Here is a 21950-nt window from a genome sequence, read left to right as displayed (position 1 = left end):
CGATAAGGGGGCTTGTCGTTATTGCGCCATGCTCGCCATTTTCAATTGCAGGTCATCGTGCAGCCTCTGCATCTGCGGGCAAATCAAGGTCAGCGAGGGAGGTTTTGCGCCGCGATGAAACAGCGCCAGCCATCCTGCACCTCGTTCATCCGGCGCCAGTCCGGTGAACACGAAACCCGCCGTCGTCAGCGCGTGCAACGCGCTATCAAAATCCTTCGCCAGCCTCAGCCTGATTGAAATGAGCCAGTGCGCCGGCAGTTCCTGCAACTGCTTGAGCAAACAACCATCCAGTTTCCTGAACGTCCCTTCATAACGATCCCACCGCTGCTCAAGATGAACCGGTTCGCCCACCCATGGTGCTGCCTTTTCCTGCGTTCCGAACACACTGCACATCTGCTGCATGAAGTCCCGACAGCTGTCGGGCCATGCCAGTGCCGGTAGCGGCCGCCGGTTCCCATCAATGGGCAGGTAACCGATGACGAGCGACTCCCGTGCCGAGGCGTCATGCGGAGACGGGACACCGTCGGGGAGCCATCCCGTATTGTGAAAGCCGAGGCCGGCTGCCATGCGCTGGGTGTAGGGGTGACAGGTCACCTGTCTGATCGTCACGCCCCGTAATCCCAGTGTCCGGGCATCGATCAACAGCTGCCGCCCCAGCCGGGTGGCAATATTCTGGCCGCGGATTTCGGAGGCGACCACGCTGAGCGCAAGTTCAGCGACAGGCGAATCTTCGGTGCGAAGCAATGTCGCGTTCCCCAACACTTGATTTCCGGTCACCGCTACCCGTGAATGCCAGCGGCCTTGCGCATGGTTGCGGTCAATCATGCAGGGCAGATAAACGTGGGCCTGGGCGTAGAGGTCGCCATAGATCTCGCGAAACAGCTTACTCACGGCTTTCGCGTCGTAGTTGCGGTAGTTCCGCAGCGTTACGCTCTCCATCAGCGAAGCTCCGCACGAGGATTGTTGTAGACACGCAGGTCCACCACGCGTTGGCGCTTGCCGGAGCGTGGGTGGCGTGACAGGTCTTGAACCGTGCAACAGTCGATCCGTAAATCCAGCAGATGATCGGCGTTCAGTTGCGAAATCAACGGATAGCGCTCGATCAATGCGCTGCGCAGCATCTGCTCTGATTTCGCCGACGCGGAACGCACGGCATCCGGAGCCCATTTCAGGGTCAGGATGTCTTTTGTGCCGGTCTGCTCGATCACCAGTTGCCAGTCCTCACTGCGGGTGATGCGTTGCACGGCATTGCCAATTTCATCAGGCAGTAACGTCAGAATCCCCACCCGGACTCGCTGGCTGTCGGCGCAGCGGCCCATCAATGCGAATTTGCGTGTGGGGGTTTGATCATCCTCTCGCCAGCAGGCGCGGTCGCCAACCGGGTAGCGAATCAACGGCATCAACCGCCGGGTGAGATTGGTCATCACCAGACGTCCGGTGCGATCGCATTCCTCGATCACTTCGCCGGTCTGCTCGTCGAGGATTTCCAGCACGCTGTGGCCCTGGGTCATTCGATGTTCACCCAATGCGCAGTCGAAATGGCTGGCGCCGATGAAGCCCGCGTCGACACTGGCGTAACCCATGGAGGCAACCCTTACATTGGGGAATACCCGGCCGAGCAGTTGCAACTGCGCCGGGAACAGGCTTTCACCACCGTAGAGCAGGGATTCGACGCACTCCAGCCGGCGTCCCTGGCGCTCCAGCCATGCGGCAAAGGACAAACAATACGCAGGCACACCCGCCAGGACATTGATTCGATGCCGTGTTATCGCATCGGCCAGAACGGCCGGATCTACGTGACCGGTGAAAGGGAACTCCACGATGCCCGGCTGTACATGGGCCAGGGCGTCGTGGGTGAAGATGAAACTGGCATACAGATCACCGACGAAAAACAGGTTGGCGACCCGGTCACCCTTGTTCAACCGACCCTTGAGGCTGCCTGCGAAATCTTCCACCAGCGTTTGCCATTCACGGCGCTCGAAGACCGACAATTTGCCGTCGCCGGTCGTCCCGCCGGTCTTGAACACCAGTGCGTTATCCAGGCCTGCGGTCAGCACCGGCCAGTGGTCGAGGTCGTGGCTGCCTTTCCAGTACTGCGCAGGGTCAATGACCGGCAGTTCGGACAGCGACGTTACCTGCTCGGGCACCTCGCTGAAGTGGCTGGCGTAAAAGCTTGAATGCTGACGTGCAAAAGCCACCAGCGCCTGCCAATCAGTTACCGGATTCATGGTGCGCTCCCTGCAGAACAGAGGAGGCGCGGGCTCCCCGATTATCGATCAGCAGCGGCGTCTTGCCGCTGTGGCTGTTTCGGGCGAACCGGTCGATGGCGCACATTTGTGCCTCTATCTTCAGCAGCCCGGTCTGCACGAGGGTGACCAGCGTCGGGTAGCCCAGCAGTCGTTCATGCACCTCGTGGGGTTCGAGCGCACTTCGCAATTTCATGCATTCGAGTCCGTCGGGGGCATGTTCGAGAATCACCTGGAATTCGGTCTGCAGGTGCTGCGCCAGCTGCGACAGACAGATGAAATCGGTGCCGATGCGCACCAGCCTCCCATGGCGCCGAAGCAATTCGAACCGGGGTGTCGTCAGGCCGCAGCCACACCGTCCGGGGACCCAGCGACCGCTGTCGCCGACGTCATACCGCTGCACGTTCTGACCTTGCCGTTCGAGGGACGTGAACACCAGGCGGCCGGTTTCGGTGCCATGGACGGGACGATCGGCCTCGAACGCGACAATTTCCAGATGCTGGATATCGCTCAAAAGATGAAACACACCATCGTCGGTGGCCGGGCACGCATGACCGAGCGGGCCGGCATCGACACTGCCGTAGATCGCCGAGCGGATCAGGGTGACACCGCAATCCTGCATCAACTGGCGGCTCTGTTCGCCGGGGTGCTCACCGCCGAGGAATACCTTTTCGATCCCGCCATAGGCGCGTAAACGTGTTTGTTCGTTGAGAAACAAACGGTGCAACGTACTCGGCATGCCGATCAGCGTGTTCACCCGCTGTTCGACGATCAATTGCGCAATTTCCCGGTAATCGTCATCGGCCGGGGCACCCATCGGCAGGTGTGTGACGTGCAGTTGTTCCAGCACGTTGGAGAAGCTGAAAAAGCCGCCATACAGACCGCCGCTGAAAAACAGGTTCATCACCCGGTCCCGGCTCGGATCGAGTCCGGCGGCGAACAGACCGTCGGCCGTAGCGCGCATCTGCCGGTGGAAGTCGCGATAACTGAAACCCGAGAGCGCCGGTACGCCGCTGCTGCCGCCGGAGCGGAAATACAGCTGGGCCGCCGGGTTGATCGGCCGTGCGATGAAATCTTCCTTGTTCATGATCGGCAGGTTCGTCACGCAGGGCGCAATGGCTGCGCCGTCGAGCAAAGCGTGGGAGGGCAGTTGTGTCGGCGACAGGCTTACCGAGACTCGCCGGCTCAGACGCTGCAAGGCATAGACGCCGTCATGCGGTTCGCCTTCGTAGCCATCGTGAATCGCCGACACCGGGGCAATCCGGGTGACACCAGCGGCGATCAGGCTCCGTGAAAGCGCTGCAATCCGCTGTTCCGGGCAGATCAGGGCGCAGCTTTGCAACACGTTTCTCCATGGCAGCAACGTCTCGATCAACCGTGCGTGCGGCACTGGCTTGAGCAGCAGGCTGCGAAACAATGGTGAAGGCTGCAATGACGGGTCGTGGGTCCAGATCACGCGCCAGCCCGGAGTTTCCCAGACCTCGCCAGCCACCTCGGTAAAACTGTTTGCGAGCCGGGCCATGGCCGTATCGGTGGTGATTTGCGAAGCTTCCTGAAGGGTTGGCTGCAATGGCGGCCATTGCTCCGCACGGCGTTCGAATGCTTCGGACAGCCGTAAACCGATTTCGCGCAGTACGGCCTGGTCGTCGCTGTCCACCAGCAACCATTGCGGACTGGAGCAGGCTTGCTGATCGAGTCTGCAGACTTCATCGACCACGCCATCCAGTGTCTGTGGCGAGACCGCGTCCGGGGTCAGATAAACGAAGCTGATGCGATGTCCCCAATCGATCCAGCGGCAACCGGCGGGGATCTGCTCACGGATCGCTTGTAGCGCCGACTCGCCACCCCAGGCCGAGACGCCGTTGGCCCATTGGCACAACTGGCCGATTTGCGCGGTAGTCGCGGGTACGACGGCAATATGCCCGGCCAGTTGGCCGCTGGGATCGCATTGCGTCAGCGCATGGAGCAATTGCGCGGTCAGACCGTCGTCGCTGCTGCTGGGGCGCAGCCAGTTGACGTTACCGGCCAGCAGACTCTCGATCACCGCACAGAACGCCAGGAGAGTCGCGTTGCCGGGGGTGACGTGCACCACCAGGCCCAACGGGCCCCAGCACTCGAAGCGTGGTTGGCGATAATCGGGCCGGCGCAGCGCAGCGGGTTGATCGCCCAGTTCACGTTCGAGTTTGCGCAACAGCCCTTGCGGCTGGCAGAACTCGATCAGCGACTGACGATGTTCGATGTCGAGTGGCAGGGCCAGCGTGCTGTCGCTCAGCCGGGCGGCAAACGCGGCCACCGCTTCGATGACCGTCTCACTGTGCAAGGGCCGGCTCAGGTTCAATGGCAGTGTCTGACGCAGTTGCTCCAGCGCGGCATCAAGGCTGAACTGATCGTGAAGTTGTCCATTGATCAGGTACATATCAGTGCCTCCCCAGCAGCTCGGAAGCCGCCATGGCGCAGCTTCTGCCGGCACTGGTGGCGGCGCGGCCATGCAGCTCGAACCAGTCGCTGTCCAGACCGCAGCCGCAGCTGGCGCCGGGGTGCAGGGTGACGAGGTCGCTCATGACGACGGCATGGGCCGGGCTCGAAGAAATGTAGGGCGAGACCGCACTCAGCAGCCCGGGCCGGCCATAAGGCAGCACGGCGAAATCGGATGAGTTGCGCACGAACACCTTCGAATAGACCGGAACATGGAAATGATGGTGAGTGCACTCGAAGTAAGGCACCGGGTGCTCGACCGCGCCGTAGCCGTCGCGGCATCGGGACGGTTCGATCCCGAGTTGCCGATGGATACGCTCGTACAAATGCTGGCGAGGAATTTCCTGCGCTGCGCTGGTTTTCCATCCGCCGCCCAACAGCGCCAGTGAATCCGTTGCGAGCTGCAGGTTTGCCACTCCGGTGGCCTGCATGCGTTGCAGCGTCTGCCAGAGAAACGCCGGGAAACCGATGATCCGCACCGGCAGGCCTTCTTCGGCAAATGACTGCAAGGCCGAGATGACGCCGAAGCCGTCGAACTCGTGGCCGCCACCGGTTCGACGCAAGGCATAGGCCACGCGGTTGACCGGAGCGAACCGGCACAGGAACTGATCGGTGAACGACGTGCCCAGGCTGATGCTGGCTTCGGGCTCGTAGCTCAGCAGCAAGTAATTGCACGGCGTGTGCGGACTGTCCCAGCCGTAGTGGTGGACGATTCGCTCAACCATGTATTGCGCCGCCGCCAGGCTGCGCTCGTCATAGCGCATGCGGCTTTTCTGGCCACTGGTGCCGGACGATGTCAGCTCCAGAGCCTGTGCACCGGTCGGGCTGAGCAGTTGTTGTTGCTTGAAAAAACTGGCGAAGATCGGGGGCAGTCTCGACCAGTCGTCGAGGCTGTCCAGGTCCGTCACGGTGAGCCCGTTGGCATTCAGCCAGTGTTCATAACCGGGCGTATGTTCACCGTGAAACCGGCTGATTTCGGCCATGGCCCGATCAAAGAGCCCTGCCGGCACGGATTCCGGACAATAGGGTTGCGTCAACGCACAGAGTGCGTCGCTATAGGGGAAATGGAACATCAGGCGTCCTTGTTATTAATGTGACGAAGAAGCGGTTTCTGCCGAGGCGTTTCGAAGAAACCGGTACAAGAGAGGCAGGCTCAGCAGCCCGCCCACTGCCGCCCAGAGGGCGAAGGATTCGAGGCGGGCACCGCCGCCGATGACCGCGATGAGCGAACCGCCGGTACCCATCACGGCAATGGAGATCATGCCCACGGCTGCCGAGACCAGCCCCTTGCTGTCATCGCTGGAAAACAGCGCCAGCCGATACAACACGGCATTGCTCATGCCCAGGCCGACGGCGTACAGCGCGAGGCCGCCGATCAGCAAACCGAGGGATACGCCGATCAGCGCGCCACCCAGCAAGGTCAGCAGCCCAAGGCAAAACGGCCAGAGTGCGAGGCGAATCAATTGCGGCAGTTCGCGTGAGGCCAGCAACCGGTCAAGGATCAGATTGCCGACGATGACCGCCGAAAAGATGGGGATCTGCCACAGCGCGTACTCTCGCGTGGACAAGCCAAGCCAGTGGATCAGCAACAGTGGCGCGAGCCCGATCCAGGCAATCAGCGGCAGGCTCATCAGCCCGAGTGCAAGACTTGCTCCAAGGAACTCGGGGTTGCGCAGCAGCGCCAGGTAGCGATGACGGGTCTTTCGCCAGGACAGCGGAATCGGGGCCTGGTGGCCGCCATCGCGGCGAACCACTCCAATGGTTTCCGGCAGGCAGACATAGAGCCCGATCCATGCGATAGCGGCAGCCAGCCCCAGGGCCAGAAACAGGCCGCGCCAGTTCATCCATTCCAGCAACAGGCTGCCGAGCAACGGCCCCAGCAACGGCGACAGCAGCGCGATATTGCCGAGCAACGCCATAAGCCGCACGGCATCGGCTTCGGAGAAGACTTCCTGGAGCGCGGGATAACTGACCGCGACCACGAACCCCAGCCCCATGCCCTGAAGCAGCCGTAATGCATTGAACACTTCAATGCCGGGGGTGACGATCGCAGCAACGCAGGTCACTGCGAAGAGCGCACAGCCAACGAGCAACAAGGGGCGCCGGCCAAACCGGTCGGACAGTGGCCCGATCAGCCATTGCAGGCAGACGCCTCCGATCAGATACAGATTGAACGCGTTGGGGATGTGACGAGGATCGGCACCGAGGTCCTCGGTGACGGTGAGCATGGCCGGCATGATCATGTCGCTGGCCATGTAGGTCAGCCACTCGAACAGCGTGATGGCCAGGCAGAAGCCAAGGGTTTTCAGCGGGGGGATATCGATAAGTGTTCTTTGCATGCGCTTCCATGGCCTTCAAAGGGGAGAGCGCAAAGGGTAGGGGCGAAGGGCGGCGTGTTCCTACGCCGTTGCTGCGACGTCGTATGTCGCAGATTTGCAGGGTATTGCTGGAGGTGGAATACCTACTGCTGTGGGCGAAACATCTGACATTTTGAGGGGGGATATACGGAAAATGCCCACATCATCGTGGGCATTTCTTACAGGCGTTCAATCAAATGTTGCATTTGAAAAGACGATTATCAGTGCTCTTCCGAGGTCGGATTTACCGATGTTGGTAGTAACCAGGGCCTCCGCCATAGTAGCGATGATCGCCATGCCAGCCGCCGTGGGGGAAAATGATACAGCCGCTCAGCGTGAGCAGCGCCAATACAGGAATCAGCCAGGTGATTCGACGCAGCATTTCAAAAGTCCTCATGGTTAACGCCGTATGGAGTCAAAACTCTTCATCGGCTGTAACATGAGACCCCGTTTGCAGCGGCGCATCCCCGTGACACGGTATGCCCATGGCATGAAAGTCGATACAAACCCGATACATTTCAAAGTTTCAGGAATTCGCAATGACTCAGTCGCAACGTTTGAAGTACTCGATTCTGATCGCCCTCACTGTACTGGCGATCATGTTCGGCCTGTCCTGGCTGCAGAATGCCGGGATGATCAGCCAAAAAGTGTTCCAGTACATCGCCATTGGCGTGGCGGTGGTCGTGGTGGTGATCAACGGAGTGATGCGCCGCAAGGTCAAACCCTGACGGCGCTCGAGAAGGGAATCAATCGCTGTTGAGGACGGCGGCAGCCTGTGGATGCAGGCTGTAGCTCTTGTCGGCATTGAAGGTGATCACACCTTCGGCGCACAGGCGCTTCAACACTTCGCGCACGCTTAGAAACGACAGCGGAATGCCCAGTTCCAGCAATTGGCTGTGGACACCGCGCACACCCAGGCTGCGCTCGCTCTGGGCGGCGACCAGCAGGGCATCGATGACTTTCAGGCGGATCAGGCTGGTGCGCAGGCCGAAGCTCTTGAGCAGCAGGCGAATACGTTCATTGCCGTGGCGCTCGGCTCGTTGTCCGAATACGCCGGCGTGCGAACCCATGGAAGCTCCTTGTGGTGCCTGGCTACCGTCCGATGGTAGTTGCGGGATGTACATGCGATTTCTCCTTTTCAGAGCCTGATCAGGAAGGGTTATGGGTGCTCTCTCTAAACAAGACGTATCAGCCCGACAAATCATGAAGCGAAAAATGTAGAAAATTTGTCGATGATTCGTCTTTTCTCCGTGATCCGGGCTTTAAACGGTCTGGTAACCCCCTAAATTTTTTTTCATCGGTTTCGTTTCCCGGTCAGGCTCATTGCGCGTGGACGCGTGGGTGATTTCAGGGCGGAGCTGCTGCGCATGGTTTTTCGAATACGGCGCGCTCCGCTCTCAGGCATTTCGATCAGGAGCGAGCGTGATTATTTCCAGGCAGTTAACCGGGCTGACCCTTGCCGGCATGTTTCTCGGGCTGAGTCTGTCGGCGCAGGCGTTCAGTCCGTCCACCCAGGCCGGGGCCGACATCCGTCGCACAGGATTTGGCGTGCCGCATATCCGCGCGGAAAACGAACGTGGCCTCGGGTTCGGCATCGGTTACGCCTATGCGCAGGACAACCTGTGCCTGCTGGCCAACGAGATCGTCACGGTCAACGGTGAGCGGTCGCGCTACTTCGGGCCGGATCAGTTGACGGTCGAAGAGCGCGAGAACCGCGTCAGTGACGTGTTCTTCCAATGGCTCAATACCCCTCAGGCGGTCAGTGCCTTCTGGCAGGCGCAGCCGGTCGAAGTGCGTGATCTGGTGGAGGGTTATGCCGCCGGCTACAACCGGTATCTGGCCGAGCGTCGCCAGCAAGGGCTGCCGCAACAGTGCCAGGGCGAATGGGTGCGTGATATTGCGGCCGAGGACCTGGTGAAGTTGACGCGTCGGCTGCTGGTCGAGGGCGGCGTCGGTCAGTTCGCCGAGGCACTGGCCGGCGCCACGCCGCCGCAAGCCACTGCACAAAACCCAAGTCATGCCCGCGCCTATGATCTGGCCGCCACGCGCCTGCAACGTTTCGCCCTGGACCGCGGCAGCAACGCGGTGGCCGTGGGCAGCGAGCGTTCCTTCAACGGCCGTGGAATGTTGCTGGCGAACCCGCATTTCCCGTGGGTCGGCGGCATGCGCTTTTATCAGATGCACCTGACCATTCCCGGCAAACTGGATGTGATGGGCGCGGCGCTGCCGGGTCTGCCGATGATCAACATCGGTTTCAACCAGCACCTGGCCTGGACCCACACCGTTGACTCGTCCAAACACTTCACCCTGTATCGCCTGCAACTCGATCCGAAGGACCCGACCCGCTACCTGCTCGATGGCAAGTCGTTGCCGCTGAACAAGCAGACGGTGACTGTGCAGGTCAAACAGGCGGACGGGCAGATGACGCCGGTATCACGTGATATCTACAGTTCGCAGTTCGGCCCGATCGTGCAGTGGCCGGGCAAGCTCGACTGGGACAACCAGTACGCCTACAGCCTGCGCGATGCCAACCTCGACAATGATCGTGTGCTGACCCAGTGGTACTCGATGAACCGCGCCGCCAACCTCAAGGATTTGCAGGACTCGGTGCACAAGATTCAGGGCATTCCGTGGGTCAACACCCTGGCCGTGGATGACAAGGGGCAGACGTTGTACATGAACCTGTCGGTGGTGCCGAACGTCAGCGCCGACAAACTGGCCAACTGCAGCGACCCGCGCATCGGCCTGCAAATGATCGTCCTCGACGGTTCCAGCAGCGCCTGCGCCTGGGACATCGATCCGCAAGCGGCGCAGCAGGGTATTTATGCGTCGAGCCAGTTGCCGCAATTGCTGCGCAAGGACTTCGTCCAGCACTCCAACGATTCGGCCTGGCTGGCCAACCCGGCACAACCGCTGACCGGTTTTTCGCCGCTGATCAGTCAGGAAGGCCAGCCACTGGGGCTGCGCTCGCGTTTTGCGCTGGATCGTCTGGCGAACCTGAGCCAAAAAGGTTCGGTGTCGGTGCAGGACCTGCAACACATGGTGATGGATGATCAGGTGTTTCTCGCCGGGCAGGTGCTGCCGGATCTGCTGAAATTCTGTGCTTCGCAAACCAGCGTCGAGGCCGCGTTGAAATCGGTGTGCAGCAGTTTCAAGGCCTGGGACGGTCGGGCGAACCTGGATTCGGGAATAGGCCTGATGCATTTCCAGAACATCATGCAAGCCTTGCAGGAGTCTCCGGATATCTGGCGCGTGGCATTCGATCCGAAGGACGCGCAGCACACCCCGCGCGGGTTGGCGACCGAGAAGCCCGAAGTGGCCAAGGCGTTGCGCGAAGCGATGCTGGCTTCAGCCGAGTCGGCCGGCAAGATGGGCCTGACTGCACATACCCGTTGGGGCGATGTGCAGGTGGTCAGCAGCGGTGGTCAGCAGACGCCGATCCATGGCGGGCCGGGTACGCTGGGTATCTACAATGCGATCCAGAGCGTGCCGCGTGAGGACGGCAAGCTTGAGGTCGTCAGCGGCACCAGTTACCTGCAAGTGGTGACGTTTGACGACAGGGGGCCGCACGCTCAGGGCCTGCTTGCGTTCTCGCTGTCCAGCGATCCGGCGTCGAAATACTCGCGGGATCAGACCGAAGCCTTCTCGAAGAAGCAGTGGAGCGTGCTGCCGTTCACCGAACAGCAGATCAAGGCCGATCCGCAGTATCAGGTGCAAAGCGTGCGTGAAGAACTGGATAAGACAGGGAAGGTGGCGGCGCAGTAATCAGTCGTCACGATGTCACAACACGCACTGAAGGCCGCTCCCGCAAAGGGGCGGCCTTCAGCTTTTTGGCGGTTGCTGCGGCATCGGATTGATCACCGGGTTGCCGTCCTTGTTGCGGGTGATAAACACCGGCAGGACTTTGGGCATCGAGCCGGCGAAGCTGTTCAGCTCTTTGATGTTGTAGATGCCACCGACCCGGATCGAACCCGTGGCGCTGTCGGCCAGCATCAGCGGTTTGTCCAGGTAACGGTTGATCAGTGGCAGGGCTTCGTTCAACGCCAGGTTGTCGAGGATCAGCTTGCCGCTGCGCCAGGCCAGCGAGGTGTCGCTGGCGTAGGTCTGGCTGATTTGCGGCATGTAGTCGCCGTGCTTGTAGCGAGCCTGCATCGAAGGCCCCAGACGCAGGCCGTCACCGGACAACTGAGTGTTGCTGGTGACCAGCACCGAGCCTTCGACCAGATTGACCTTCACCTGATCTTCATACATCCAGACGTTGAAACGGGTGCCGGTGACGCGAATCCTGCCTTCGGCCGCTTTCACGATGAACGGGTGGCTCAGGTCATGGCTGACTTCAAAGAACGCCTCGCCCTTTTTCAGGGTGACCCGACGCTCGTCCTTGTAATTGCTGAAGGTCAGATCGGTATTGAGGTTCAACTCGACCTGACTGCCATCGCTCAAGGTGACGTGGCGGACGTTGTCGGTGGCCGCGAAATGCTGATAACTGTTGGGCAGCCAGCCAAGGTTCCATCCGGACCAGGCCGCCAGTGGCAGCGCCAGCGCACAAACGGATGCCGCTACCGCATATTGACGCCAGGTCCGGGCCGCTGGGCGGATCGGTACGGTCACCGCAGGCTCCGGGCGCGGCAAGTGATCGGCGACATCCCAGATTTCCAGCATGGCCTCGTATTCGAACGCGTGCAGCGGGTGCGCGTCGCGCCATTGCTCGAATGCCAGCCGTTCCTCGGCGGTGCAATCGACGGCGTGCAGGCGCATGCACCAATGCGCAGCGGCATCGGTGATCGCATCGTATTCGGCTTCGGAGAGGGTGTTCTGGGTCATTGACTCGTCCTGATTTGCTGCATTCTAACCTTCAGGGGAAGGTGGCGAGAACCGGGGTCATGGCGATTTCCCATCAATGGGGCCAATTTCCCTGTCATTCCCCTTAAAACAGGGTGTATTGAGAACAGTATTCATAATCCGGGTGAAAAAATGATCAAAAGCGCACTGTTCGCATTTACAGTCGCCAAAGGCTGTCTTCAAGAAATGCGCGGGAACCTAGCCCGCGCAATTCTGTTTCAAGGGGACTGAATCTGATCCAGCCGTCGGCCGATTTCGCAGATCAGGCGGGCGATGGAGTCCGCATTGCGCAGGATGACGTCGATTCGCGCGTCCGGTTTCTGCTGATCGAGAAAGGCGTTGCGAGCTTCCTGCATGGTTTTGCTTCCCGTCAGTTTGAGAACCTCATCACTGATAGGTTTCATGTCCGGAATGTTGTCGATGTCGACCCAGGACTTGAGTGTCGAATTCCATTCCGTGAACAGCTGTGCCCGGGGAGTGCTCAGTGACAATGCAGACGTCTGATCGAATTCCAGGTCCTCAAACAGCTTCTTTCCGGCGTAGGTAATGGTCGAGATCAGGTCGCTGAACGGCTCCCGTGCTCTTAACGAGGCAATATCCAGCGCATTGCTGTACTGGTGGGAAAACTCGTGAATCAACGTTGAAGCCTGCGCATGGCCATCGACATCGAACGCCTCCAGCAAATGGTTATTGAACCGCCCCAGTTGCTGGTCGAAAAAATGCTCGGTGAAATGCACCAGTTTCTTCTCATCGCCGTCCACTACGAACGCAATGATATCGTGCGAGTACCGGTTAGAGCCGACGATGAAGCGATCGGTGTTCAGTAATTCATCTCCTGGATCCACCAGCGCCCGGCAGATCGGCAGGATTGTGGCACTGATCTTGGCAAGCATGGCCGTCGTGACGTCAGGTACATCAAAAAAGCTCTCGAGGAATCGGCTGACCCGGGAATTGTCAGTGCCGTGGCTGAGTGGTGTCAGATTGTGCAGGCAGAAGAGGGCGTAGCGCCGGGCCAGGTCGATGGCGTTGACCAGCATTCTGGCCTTGTCCGGATACTTCTGACGGATGTCGTCCATCCCGCGAGCCTCTATGTTCAACATCATGCGGCGTAGCCGGGAAATTTCGGTGCGCTCGGTCGGTTTTCTGAAGGCCTGGCCATAGTGGATGGTTTGATGAGTCGGCACCTGTACCATGGCCAGACCGTTTTTCTGAAACTGCAAACTGTGTTTCCCGGCACCCGTCAACTGCCAGTATGAGTCGCGTTTTGTGACCTGGTAGACCTTGCCATTGATGGCTGCATAGTCGCGATCGCTGCCGGACTGGTGATAGGTTCCCGTTGTCGAGCCGTACACAAGATCCTTGAGCGCGAGGTCGGTGACCTCGAATGACTGCATCAGGGAGCGTTCGGGCGAAGTCGGTTCGATTGCGCTGATGCCGGGCGTCGTGATGTCTCCCGTTTCCTGCTCGACCGCCTCTGCGTCGGTCGAGACTTCCGGCAACAGCGCCATCTGTACCATTTGCACACCACCGGAAATAAAGGATTGCAACGCCCGTTTCCAGTGGTGGTCCTGCAAGGCTTCGGCCGAGTCTTTTATGTTGTCGTAGGCACGCCAGAGAAACGGCACAAAAGCCAGTTTTCCCTGCAATGCTGCCGAGACTTGTTTGATACCGTGGCTGAACAGGGTCTTGGCGGTTTCCCAGTCGGACTGCGCTTCGCGCTCGGACTGTGATTCAAGCTGCTGCTGCAAAAGCTTGAGGTTTTCGTTGTACAACTGCTCCAGCAGGTTGCCCTCGATAGGGCGGCTGGCCAGGGTCATTTCGCTGGTCTGGCCAACGGTGGCCGCCAGCAGACTGCGAAAAACGGCCTGTCGTCCGGCAGGCAAGCGCCGAAGCAACAGATTCTGGAGAGCTCCGGGCGTGTTCAGGGCCGCGATCAGCGCCTTTTCGTCCTTGAATTCGTGAAATAGCTGTTCGGCATACGGTGTGTAAAGCACCAGTGGCCCCACGTGTCTCTGACCCGGAGCAAAAACGTAAATCCCCAACGCGGTTTCTGCATTCGCGCCGGCCGTCTTGACCAGTGCCAACGGGCTGACGACCGTATGGGCGCCGGGCACGGTGGCGCGGGCGTATCCATCGGGCATGTCCAGTCCCTGGCAGACTTGCGCATAAGCGGCGGCAGACAGGTGCTGCTGCAGTTTCAAGGCGTGGGCGTGCTGCATCAATTGCCAGGGGAGCTGGCTGAAAAAGCGTTGCTTGCGCTCGCGACCCTCCACCGTGTCCGTCGAAAGTGCGGCGGCGATCTGGCGACCATAGGTCGTCGGGATTTCCAGCGACAGCAGCAATTGATCGACGGCTTTGCGATCCAGTCCGGGAGGCAGGGTCTCGGTGGTTTTCGACGCTACCCTGTACCCCGTGTTCTGGAGCACGTTGACGTGATTCAGGGCAAACTCGACCAGGTCGCGGGGCGGGCCTGCGAGTGCCAGATTGGGGATGACCTCGATCTTCCGGGGATCAAGTTGTTCGTTCGGAAAACGAAGGTCGAGCGCAGTTTTCAATGCTTGTTTGACATGGTCGGCCAGCGGCGTAACACCCGTCAGGTAATCCTTGTCGTCGATGACACTCCGGTTCCACCGTTCAAGCAGTTCGACGTGTCTCTTCTGGTCCCTGACCGGCGCCATGCTCAGCCAGGCGGGAAACGTCTGCTGGTTCTCGATGGCCCGGGCATGCTCGTTCGCCAGGCTCAGGTTGGTCGGGGGCAGTATCTTGCGTAGCACTGATAATGCCTTTTCCCGTTTCACCCCTTTGTCCATGCGCCGACGCACTTGTTCGCAACGTGCCAGATAGTGCTCGATGCCCGATTGCATACGCTCATGCAACACGTTGCGATGGATGATGTGCAACCGTCCAAGCGTGTAGCGCTGATGAGGCTGGTACTGATCGGGAACGATATTTTCCAGCAGTGACAGGCGTTGAACGTTATCGAGCAGCCGCCGGCTCAGTGCCTGTCGGGCAATGGCGGTATTCTCGAATACCTCCAGCCCCAGCGCCGGTGTCCAAAGCACGGTCCGTCCGGAATGTTGGGGGTCGAGGCCTCCGCGCTCGGTCATGAGTACGCAATGGGCCAGGCGCCACACCGTTCTGCCGTCAGGAGACTCGAGCGTCAGAGCATAGGCATCGGGTCGGAAGCCTTCGAGCCCCGAACGTTCCATGCGGCTCGGCCGGTCGGCATTGATGACGGTTTCGACGACCGCTTGCGCCCAGGCAGGCAAGCTGCCGCTCGATGCTCTTATCCGGGCTTCGCCGTTCACGCCGACGAACCAGGCGTGGGCCATATCCGCTTTCAGGGTCTCGAGCCAGGCGCGCTGGGTCGCTCGGGTTGTCATGGGCTGATTGTCCAGACTCTCCAGAAGTGGAGACTCGACGGCCTGGAACGTCTTGATGGCGGCGCGGGCCTTGTCGGCCAGGAGCAGCGAAGGCTGTTGACTGCCGGACCAGACCGGTTGTGTGCTCCAGCGCCCCTGCGCGTCGAGTTGTTGCAGGCGCTCGTGAATCATCGAGCGGATATCCAGGCTCTTGTCGAACAGCGCGTGCAGGTTCACCGATCCGTCGCTAAGTCGAAACACTTGCAGGGCATATTCGATGTTCTGTCGTTGCTTGGTGATGATCGATTCGCACAGGAACCGGAACACCTCGCCTGCTACCCGGTCTCCCGAAACCTGAGGCTGGTCGAAGTCCAGGAAGCGGCTGCGCTCTTCCAGGCTGAGCAAAGCATAGAGTTCGTCTTCGTGACCCTCAGCGATGAATTTGTCCCGCAGGGTCGCTTTCAGGTCCTCATAGTCCTTGAGCTGCTGCAAACCCTGAGAGGGCGTGTAGAGAAATGCATCGGCGCTACTGATCATCAGCGAGCCCGCCAGCTCCACATAATTGGCCGGGTTTTCCCAGAGGCGTACGGTCTCGGCGATGGGGGCAGGGCGACCTTCGGCAACGGGGCGAATCAACTGATGCAACGTGTTGAACTGGTTTGCATCGAGAATTCCGGCTTCGCGCTTGAGCATCCAGTCGACGCGGGCCTGGTCTTCCAGCACCCGGGCGAGAAATGCGCGGCGCGTCGATCCCAGGGCCGCTGCGCTGTTCCAGTAATGTTTCAGTTGCCGGAACAGCAGAGCCGGCAACATGCCGGACGCCTGGGTGACGGCATTTCTCCACTGCTCCTGATCGTGCTTACCCTGAGTCCTGCCGGGATGGGAAAAATCCGGCAGACGGGCACCCGGCCAGCGCTGGTGACGGTAGTGCACCAGCACCGCTTCACTCAGACTCAGAGTGTCGGCCCTGGGGACGTTTTCAGTGGCTGACTGATTGCTTTCTCCGTCGCGGGCCTTGTAAACACTGACCCGGGTGTTGCTTTGTTGCAGAGCCCCGAAATGAGGCTTGAGCAGTTCATCCAACGCGCTGTCCAGCAGTTGAGTGAGGGTCGGTAGCTTCTTGAGTTCATCCAGCATGGCCTGGGCGTTGAGTTCGGGACCGTGCCTGAGGGTGGAATCACGATCCTCGAACACCTCCCCCTCAATGATCGAAAACGTCACCGAAATGCGCTCGGCATTCTGTAGTCGTCGCTGCTGGGCCAACGGTAGAAGTGCCAGCAACGCATCCTGGTCGTCGATAGATTTGAGGCGCTCTTCGAGCTGCGCCTTCAGATTCGCGCGGCTGTGGTGTTTGCGGATGCCTTCGTACGGGGTATAGAGGATCTGGCCCTTGTCGTAAGGGGTTTCACTTAAAACAAATGCACCCGGCAGTGGAACGGGATTCTTACTGTCGGCATTGAGCAAGACACGTTCGGCCAACATGGGCGGTTTTTGCTCGCGTCGCAGGGCATCGGACGCCAGCCTGACGTTGGCCAGCCAATTGAAATCCTTTTCTGCCAGGCCATGGGTTTTGCTCAACCCGGGCCACAGGCCTGGGGAGTCGAGGACTTCGGTGAAGAGCAATGGAGAGGTTGGTACAGACATCGTCAAGTCTCGAAAAAATTGAAAGTGCGGTGAGGTTCGAGACCGAAAGTTAAAGGCGCGCAGACGGACGAAGGTGGTACCGGGGTATAGCGTCGGAACCATCGCTGCGTGCATTGCAGGGTTGACAGGCCACCGGCTGCCCGTGGTTAATCCGGAGGCGTCAGTTCGTACGCTGTTGTTCCCTCCAATAATTATTCTGGAGCTTCAGATGTCTGCGCCACACGATCATGCGGTCTCGTCCACGCTGTCCCTGGACGAGCTGACTCAACTGCTGGAAACGATCTTCATCCGTCACGGCACCTCGGCTGAGGTGGCCGCAACGCTGGCCGCCAATTGCGCCAACGCCGAGCGGGACGGTGCTCATAGCCATGGGGTTTTCCGGATCCCGGGATACGTGTCGACTCTCAACAGCGGCTGGGTCAACGGCCAGGCTGTGCCGAAAGTCGAGGACGTGGCTTCAGGGTTTGTCAGCGTCGATGCCGGTAACGGTTTTGCTCAGCCTGCGCTGACGGCGGCGCGTCCGCTGCTGGTGGAAAAGGCCCGTAGTGCCGGGATCGCGATATTGGCGATCCGCAATTCCCATCACTTTGCCGCGCTGTGGCCGGACGTCGAGCCTTTCGCCGACGAAGGCCTGGTGGCACTGAGTGTGGTCAACAGCATGACCTGCGTGGTGCCCCACGGCGCCGACCGGCCGCTGTTCGGTACCAACCCGATCGCCTTCGCCGCGCCTCGGGCCGACGGGGCACCGATCGTGTTCGACCTGGCCACCAGCGCCATCGCCCACGGCGACGTGCAGATCGCCGCACGCAAAGGCGAGAAGTTGCCGGCGGGCATGGGTGTAGACAGCCTCGGCCAGCCGACCTGCGATCCGAAAGCGATTCTCGAGGGCGGCGCCTTGCTGCCGTTTGGCGGGCATAAAGGGTCGGCGCTGTCGATGATGGTTGAGCTGCTCGCCGCTGCGCTGACCGGTGGCAACTTTTCATTCGAATTCGACTGGAAGAACCATCCCGGGGCCAAGACTCCGTGGACCGGTCAGTTGCTGATCGTGATCGACCCGAGCAAGACCGCCGGGCAGAACTTTGCCGAACGCAGTCAGGAACTGGTCAGGCAGATGCACGGGGTAGGGCTCAAGCGTTTGCCGGGTGACCGGCGGCATTTGCAGCGGGCCAGATCATTGGCCGAGGGCATCGTGCTGGACGAGCAGACCCTGGCGCAGTTGCGTGAACTGGCGGGCGAATGACAATTGAGCGGACATGAAAAAGGCGAGCCCCGATCGGCTCGCCTTTTTTGTTTTCGCTCAGCGGCGGCCGAGCAACAGACCGACCACCAGACCGAAACCGGCCGAGATCGCCACCGTCTGCCATGGGTGACCGCCGATGTAGCTTTCGGTGGCATCCACCGCCGGTTTGGTGCGGTCACGCACGCTGGACACCGAATCCAGTGCCTGCTGCAGTTTCAGGGCGATTTGTCCGCGCAGGGTTTCCGCTTCCTCGCCGACCAGTGAAGCACTGCTTTTGAGCAGTTTGTCCGACTCTTCGATCAGAGCCTGAAGTTCGCTGAACGCTTGATCCTTGATTTGGTCTTCAGCGGCTTGAACGGCGCTTTTGCGGGCCATTGGGTGACTCCTTGCAGGTGAATGGACAGTGAACAATGGAGTGTGGCGCTGCTTGAAAAGTTGCAGTGAATTTCCGTCAGGAAGAAAAACCAGCGCCGGAGATTTCCGTCCAGCGTGTAAGATGTCGCCATTTCATGCAGCAGGTAATTCCCCATGAGTTTCAATCTGGCCGACAAATCCCTCGCAGAGCGCGCCGCGCTGGAAGACGAGAAATCCCGACTGTTCGAACTCTGGCAGAACAATCTGGGCAAAGCCAAGGGCGAAGCCGCGCGATTGTTCGGCGAACGCTCCAAGCGCAAGGGCAAATGGGCCGAGTTCGTTCGCGCCGAACTGGACGGCATGTCGCCGCCGGAGTTCGCCAACATGGTGCGCAGTGAAGTCAACCGGCTGATGGCGGCCAACAAGTAATCATTCGGTCTTGAAGCTGGCGACAATCGCTTCGCGCACTTTCAGCACTACCGGATCGATCTGGGTATTGGTGCGCCAGCCCAGTTCGACCGGATAACGCGGCAAGGCCAGCGGGCAGGGCAGCAGGGCCAGCCCGCTCAGTGACGCAATGGCCTGCGCCGCGTGGGTGGGGATGGTCGCCACAGCGGTACTGCCCTTGAGCAGATGCGGCAACGCCGCGAAATGCGTGGTCGAGGCGCACACCCGGCGACTCAGCCCCAGCGCTGCCAGCCCTTCATCGGTGATTCCGATAAAACCGCCCGACGACACCAGGATGTGCTCCCGGGTGACGAACTCCTCCAGACCGATCTGCTGCTGGCCGGGCGCAAGGCTCGCCGGATCCACCAGACACGCATAACCCCCTTCACCCAAGACCTGACGGCTGAGCAGCCGTTCTGCGAACCCGCCGGCGGTGATCGCCAGGTCGATGCTGCGCTCCATCAGGGCCCGGGCGACGATCTGGCTGTGGGTCTGGCGGAAGATCAGCCGCAGCTTCGGCGCCCGTCGTCCGATCTCTTCGATCAGGCGCCGCCCGTAGGCGATTTCGAAATCATCCGACAGCCCGATACTGACCGAACGCCCGTCGTACTGATTGGCCGCTGGATCGACCATCGCCAGGCTCTGCCGGCACTTGTTCAGGGCATCGCTGACCACAGGCTTCAGCTGATTGGCCTTGAGCGTGGGCGCCAACCCTCGACCCGTGCGCACGAACAATTGATCGCCATAGACCTCGCGCAACCGGCGCAACGCGGCGCTGACCGCTGATTGTGTCACGCCCAGGCGCAACGCCGCACGGCTGGCGCTGGACTCTTCATGCAGCGCTTCAAAGACTTTCAGCAGGTTGAGATCAACGGTGGCGATATTCATTTGGCTCATATCATTCAGCAGTGAGTCGGGCTTTATTCATGATCCCGTGGCGCCGGAGAATGAGCAACACCTGAACTTCACGGAGTGACCGCCATGCCCAAATCAATCGTTGCCGCCCTGCAGATCGGCGCCTTGCCCGGTGGCAAGGGTGAAACCCTGGAACAGATTCTGAGCTGGGAAGGCGCCATCATCGAGGCCGGTGCAGCCCTGGTGGTGATGCCCGAAGCGCTGCTTGGCGGTTACCCGAAAGGCGAGGGCTTCGGTACGCAACTGGGTTATCGCCTGCCCGAAGGGCGCGAGGCCTACGCCCGTTACTTCGCCAACGCCATCGATGTGCCGGGTGCGGAAACCGAGGCACTGGCCGGGCTATCGGCGCGCACCGGGGCCAATCTGGTGATCGGTGTGATCGAACGGGCCGGCAGCACCCTGCATTGCACCGCCCTGTATTTCGACCCGCAGGCAGGCCTGGTGGCCAAACATCGCAAACTCATGCCCACCGGCACCGAGCGGCTGATCTGGGGCAAGGGTGACGGTTCGACCCTGCCGGTGCTCGACACTCAGGTCGGCAAACTCGGCGCAGTCATCTGCTGGGAAAACATGATGCCGCTGCTGCGTACGGCGATGTACGCCAAGGGCATTGAGGTCTGGTGCGCGCCGACCGTGGACGAGCGCGAGATGTGGCAGGTCAGCATGCGCCACATCGCCCATGAAGGGCGCTGCTTTGTGGTCAGCGCCTGTCAGGTGCAGGCCTCGCCGAATGAGTTGGGCGTGGAGATTGCCAACTGGCCGGGGGATCGACCACTGATCGCCGGTGGCAGTGTGATCGTTGGTCCGATGGGCGACGTGCTGGCCGGGCCTCTGCGCGACGAGGCCGGGTTGCTCACCGCCGAGATCGATACCGATGAACTGGTGCGGGCCCGCTATGACTACGACGTGGTCGGCCACTATGCACGGCCGGATGTGTTCGAATTGAGCGTGGACGAGCGCGCCAAACCCGGTGTGCGCTTCACCGCTTGAGGCGCTGCTGTTGCCACTCCTCGCGGGTGATTTCCCAGATTTCCCGTGGGAAGCGGCCGCTGACGAAGTCATCCTCGTCGGTGCGGATCAAACGCATGCCCGTGCGTTCCGAGAGCTTGCGCGAGCCAATGTTCGGCGCGGCCTTCGGCACGCGCATCAGCGGTTGATCGAGGGTTTCGAACCAGTAGCGGGTCACGGCTTCGCTGGCTTCGGTCATCAGGCCCTGACCCTGCCAGGCCGGGGCCAGCCAGAACCCGCGATGGTTGTCCGTCTCGTCCATCAGGCTGATGTTGCCGATCAACTGCTCAGGTGCCGATTTGAGACGAATCGTCCAGTGCCACTCTTTGCCCGCCGCAATCGCCGGCAGCGCAATGTCCCGCAGATAAGTGAGGGCGCCGTCGTCCGGATACGGCCAGGGGACGAGAGCGTTCAGATAACGCACCACTTCCCAGTGCGCAAATTGCTGCTGGATGGCTTCGGCATCCGCGAGTTCAAGCGGACGCAAGATCAGCCGTTCGGTGTACAGCGTGGGAGTGTCTTCCATAAACCACGACTTCCATGTTCTGACAGTGGGCCGTGCAGGCTACCGCATCTTTACCAGGTTGCGGCACTGGCTCGCGGCAGGCTGAGCTTGCCGCTGTCGACAAAACGCATGGTGCCAAACACACCGCCCGCCAGTTTGCCGCGCAACACATAAGGCAAGTTGTCCAGGGTTTGGGTCTGGCTCAGGCCCAGGGTCTGGCGCAACACCGAGAACGCCGAAATGCTCACCGGGACACTGACGATGGCTTCGGAGAACCGTGGGATGGAACCGCTTTGATCGCTGACACCGGACGCGAACGAATGCCCGTTCACATCAAGATCCAGCGCGATGCCGTTGTAGTCGATGGCGGTTTCGTTGGGGTTCTGCACCCGCAGCTTGATGGCGAAGCGCACTTCCAGGTCCTGGCTCGGCAGCGGTTCGACGCCGACCACGTTGATGTTCACCGGATCACGGTTGGGAAACAGCGCACAAGCACTGAGGGAGAGCAGAAGCAGGGACAGGATGACGGCTTGGGTACGACGCATTGATGCTCTC

Annotated in this window: 18 protein-coding genes; 5 read left to right on the top strand and 13 right to left on the bottom strand. The window is 60.5% G+C overall.

Going from position 1 to position 21950, the window contains the following annotated elements; all coding sequences use genetic code 11:
• Window positions 1-18 precede the first annotated feature (18 nt).
• The 6 genes from ACKLNA_RS06135 to ACKLNA_RS06110 all read right to left on the bottom strand — a co-directional run bounded on the left by ACKLNA_RS06135 (window position 19) and on the right by ACKLNA_RS06110 (window position 7460).
• Window positions 19-939 (bottom strand): GNAT family N-acetyltransferase, encoded by a 921-nt coding sequence (locus tag ACKLNA_RS06135; protein ID WP_408985240.1) that lies wholly within the window; start codon window positions 937-939, stop codon window positions 19-21.
• The gene (locus tag ACKLNA_RS06130) at window positions 939-2228 is read right to left on the bottom strand and encodes a phenylacetate--CoA ligase family protein (RefSeq protein WP_408985239.1); all 1290 of its coding nucleotides are present in this window, start codon (window positions 2226-2228) and stop codon (window positions 939-941) included. The genes ACKLNA_RS06135 and ACKLNA_RS06130 overlap by 1 nt, the downstream gene beginning before the upstream one ends.
• Window positions 2212-4662: an acyl-CoA reductase gene (locus ACKLNA_RS06125; RefSeq protein ID WP_408985238.1), complete on the bottom strand. Its 2451-nt coding sequence runs from the start codon at window positions 4660-4662 to the stop codon at window positions 2212-2214. The genes ACKLNA_RS06130 and ACKLNA_RS06125 overlap by 17 nt, the downstream gene beginning before the upstream one ends.
• A gap of 1 nt (window position 4663) precedes the next feature.
• Window positions 4664-5794: an acyl-protein synthase gene (locus ACKLNA_RS06120; protein WP_408985237.1), complete on the bottom strand. Its 1131-nt coding sequence runs from the start codon at window positions 5792-5794 to the stop codon at window positions 4664-4666.
• A 15-nt stretch (window positions 5795-5809) separates the two neighbouring features.
• Window positions 5810-7060, bottom strand: a complete 1251-nt coding sequence (locus ACKLNA_RS06115; RefSeq protein ID WP_408985236.1) for an MFS transporter — start codon at window positions 7058-7060, stop codon at window positions 5810-5812.
• Window positions 7061-7322: 262 nt separating this feature from the next.
• Window positions 7323-7460 (bottom strand): hypothetical protein, encoded by a 138-nt coding sequence (locus ACKLNA_RS06110; protein ID WP_167443772.1) that lies wholly within the window; start codon window positions 7458-7460, stop codon window positions 7323-7325.
• A gap of 157 nt (window positions 7461-7617) precedes the next feature.
• On the opposite strand from ACKLNA_RS06110, the gene ACKLNA_RS06105 reads away from it, so the two are divergent.
• Entirely contained in the window at window positions 7618-7806 is a 189-nt protein-coding gene (locus ACKLNA_RS06105) for a hypothetical protein (protein ID WP_085708192.1), read from the top strand.
• An 18-nt stretch (window positions 7807-7824) separates the two neighbouring features.
• On the opposite strand, the gene ACKLNA_RS06100 is transcribed toward ACKLNA_RS06105, so the two are convergent.
• Entirely contained in the window at window positions 7825-8202 is a 378-nt protein-coding gene (locus tag ACKLNA_RS06100) for a fe2+ zn2+ uptake regulation protein (RefSeq protein WP_408985235.1), read from the bottom strand.
• Window positions 8203-8500: 298 nt separating this feature from the next.
• On the opposite strand from ACKLNA_RS06100, the gene ACKLNA_RS06095 reads away from it, so the two are divergent.
• On the top strand, window positions 8501-10843 hold the full coding sequence (locus ACKLNA_RS06095; protein ID WP_408985234.1) for an acylase: 2343 nt from the start codon (window positions 8501-8503) through the stop codon (window positions 10841-10843).
• Window positions 10844-10900: 57 nt separating this feature from the next.
• Here the strand turns inward: ACKLNA_RS06095 and ACKLNA_RS06090 are convergent, their stop codons facing one another.
• Window positions 10901-11902: a FecR family protein gene (locus ACKLNA_RS06090; protein WP_408985233.1), complete on the bottom strand. Its 1002-nt coding sequence runs from the start codon at window positions 11900-11902 to the stop codon at window positions 10901-10903.
• A gap of 236 nt (window positions 11903-12138) precedes the next feature.
• On the bottom strand, window positions 12139-16926 hold the full coding sequence (locus tag ACKLNA_RS06085) for a dermonecrotic toxin domain-containing protein (protein WP_408985232.1): 4788 nt from the start codon (window positions 16924-16926) through the stop codon (window positions 12139-12141).
• A 208-nt stretch (window positions 16927-17134) separates the two neighbouring features.
• On the opposite strand from ACKLNA_RS06085, the gene ACKLNA_RS06080 reads away from it, so the two are divergent.
• Entirely contained in the window at window positions 17135-18166 is a 1032-nt protein-coding gene (locus ACKLNA_RS06080; RefSeq protein ID WP_408985231.1) for an Ldh family oxidoreductase, read from the top strand.
• 57 nt (window positions 18167-18223) lie between these two features.
• Here the strand turns inward: ACKLNA_RS06080 and ACKLNA_RS06075 are convergent, their stop codons facing one another.
• Window positions 18224-18541 carry a YqjD family protein gene (locus ACKLNA_RS06075; RefSeq protein WP_016982860.1) on the bottom strand — a complete coding sequence of 106 codons (318 nt, stop codon included), beginning with the start codon at window positions 18539-18541 and terminating at the stop codon, window positions 18224-18226.
• A 153-nt stretch (window positions 18542-18694) separates the two neighbouring features.
• Here ACKLNA_RS06075 and ACKLNA_RS06070 point away from each other — a divergent pair, with 153 nt between their 5' ends.
• Window positions 18695-18949 (top strand): hypothetical protein, encoded by a 255-nt coding sequence (locus tag ACKLNA_RS06070; RefSeq protein ID WP_007957535.1) that lies wholly within the window; start codon window positions 18695-18697, stop codon window positions 18947-18949.
• Here ACKLNA_RS06070 and ACKLNA_RS06065 read toward each other — a convergent pair whose 3' ends face one another.
• Window positions 18950-19864 (bottom strand): LysR substrate-binding domain-containing protein, encoded by a 915-nt coding sequence (locus ACKLNA_RS06065; RefSeq protein WP_408985230.1) that lies wholly within the window; start codon window positions 19862-19864, stop codon window positions 18950-18952.
• Window positions 19865-19948: 84 nt separating this feature from the next.
• On the opposite strand from ACKLNA_RS06065, the gene ACKLNA_RS06060 reads away from it, so the two are divergent.
• Window positions 19949-20872 carry a carbon-nitrogen hydrolase family protein gene (locus tag ACKLNA_RS06060; RefSeq protein ID WP_408985229.1) on the top strand — a complete coding sequence of 308 codons (924 nt, stop codon included), beginning with the start codon at window positions 19949-19951 and terminating at the stop codon, window positions 20870-20872.
• Here the strand turns inward: ACKLNA_RS06060 and ACKLNA_RS06055 are convergent.
• Window positions 20862-21416 carry a GNAT family N-acetyltransferase gene (locus ACKLNA_RS06055; RefSeq protein ID WP_265814541.1) on the bottom strand — a complete coding sequence of 185 codons (555 nt, stop codon included), beginning with the start codon at window positions 21414-21416 and terminating at the stop codon, window positions 20862-20864. The genes ACKLNA_RS06060 and ACKLNA_RS06055 overlap by 11 nt on opposite strands.
• A 50-nt stretch (window positions 21417-21466) precedes the next feature.
• Entirely contained in the window at window positions 21467-21940 is a 474-nt protein-coding gene (locus tag ACKLNA_RS06050) for an LEA type 2 family protein (protein ID WP_408985228.1), read from the bottom strand.
• Between the last annotated feature and the right edge of the window lie 10 nt (window positions 21941-21950).

Origin of the sequence: Pseudomonas sp. UV AK001, from assembly GCF_046097675.1 — a bacterium.
Taxonomy (GTDB): domain Bacteria; phylum Pseudomonadota; class Gammaproteobacteria; order Pseudomonadales; family Pseudomonadaceae; genus Aquipseudomonas; species Aquipseudomonas kribbensis.
The sequence above is the reverse complement of the archived record's forward strand: the minus strand, read 5'-3'. Positions and strand labels throughout refer to the sequence as shown.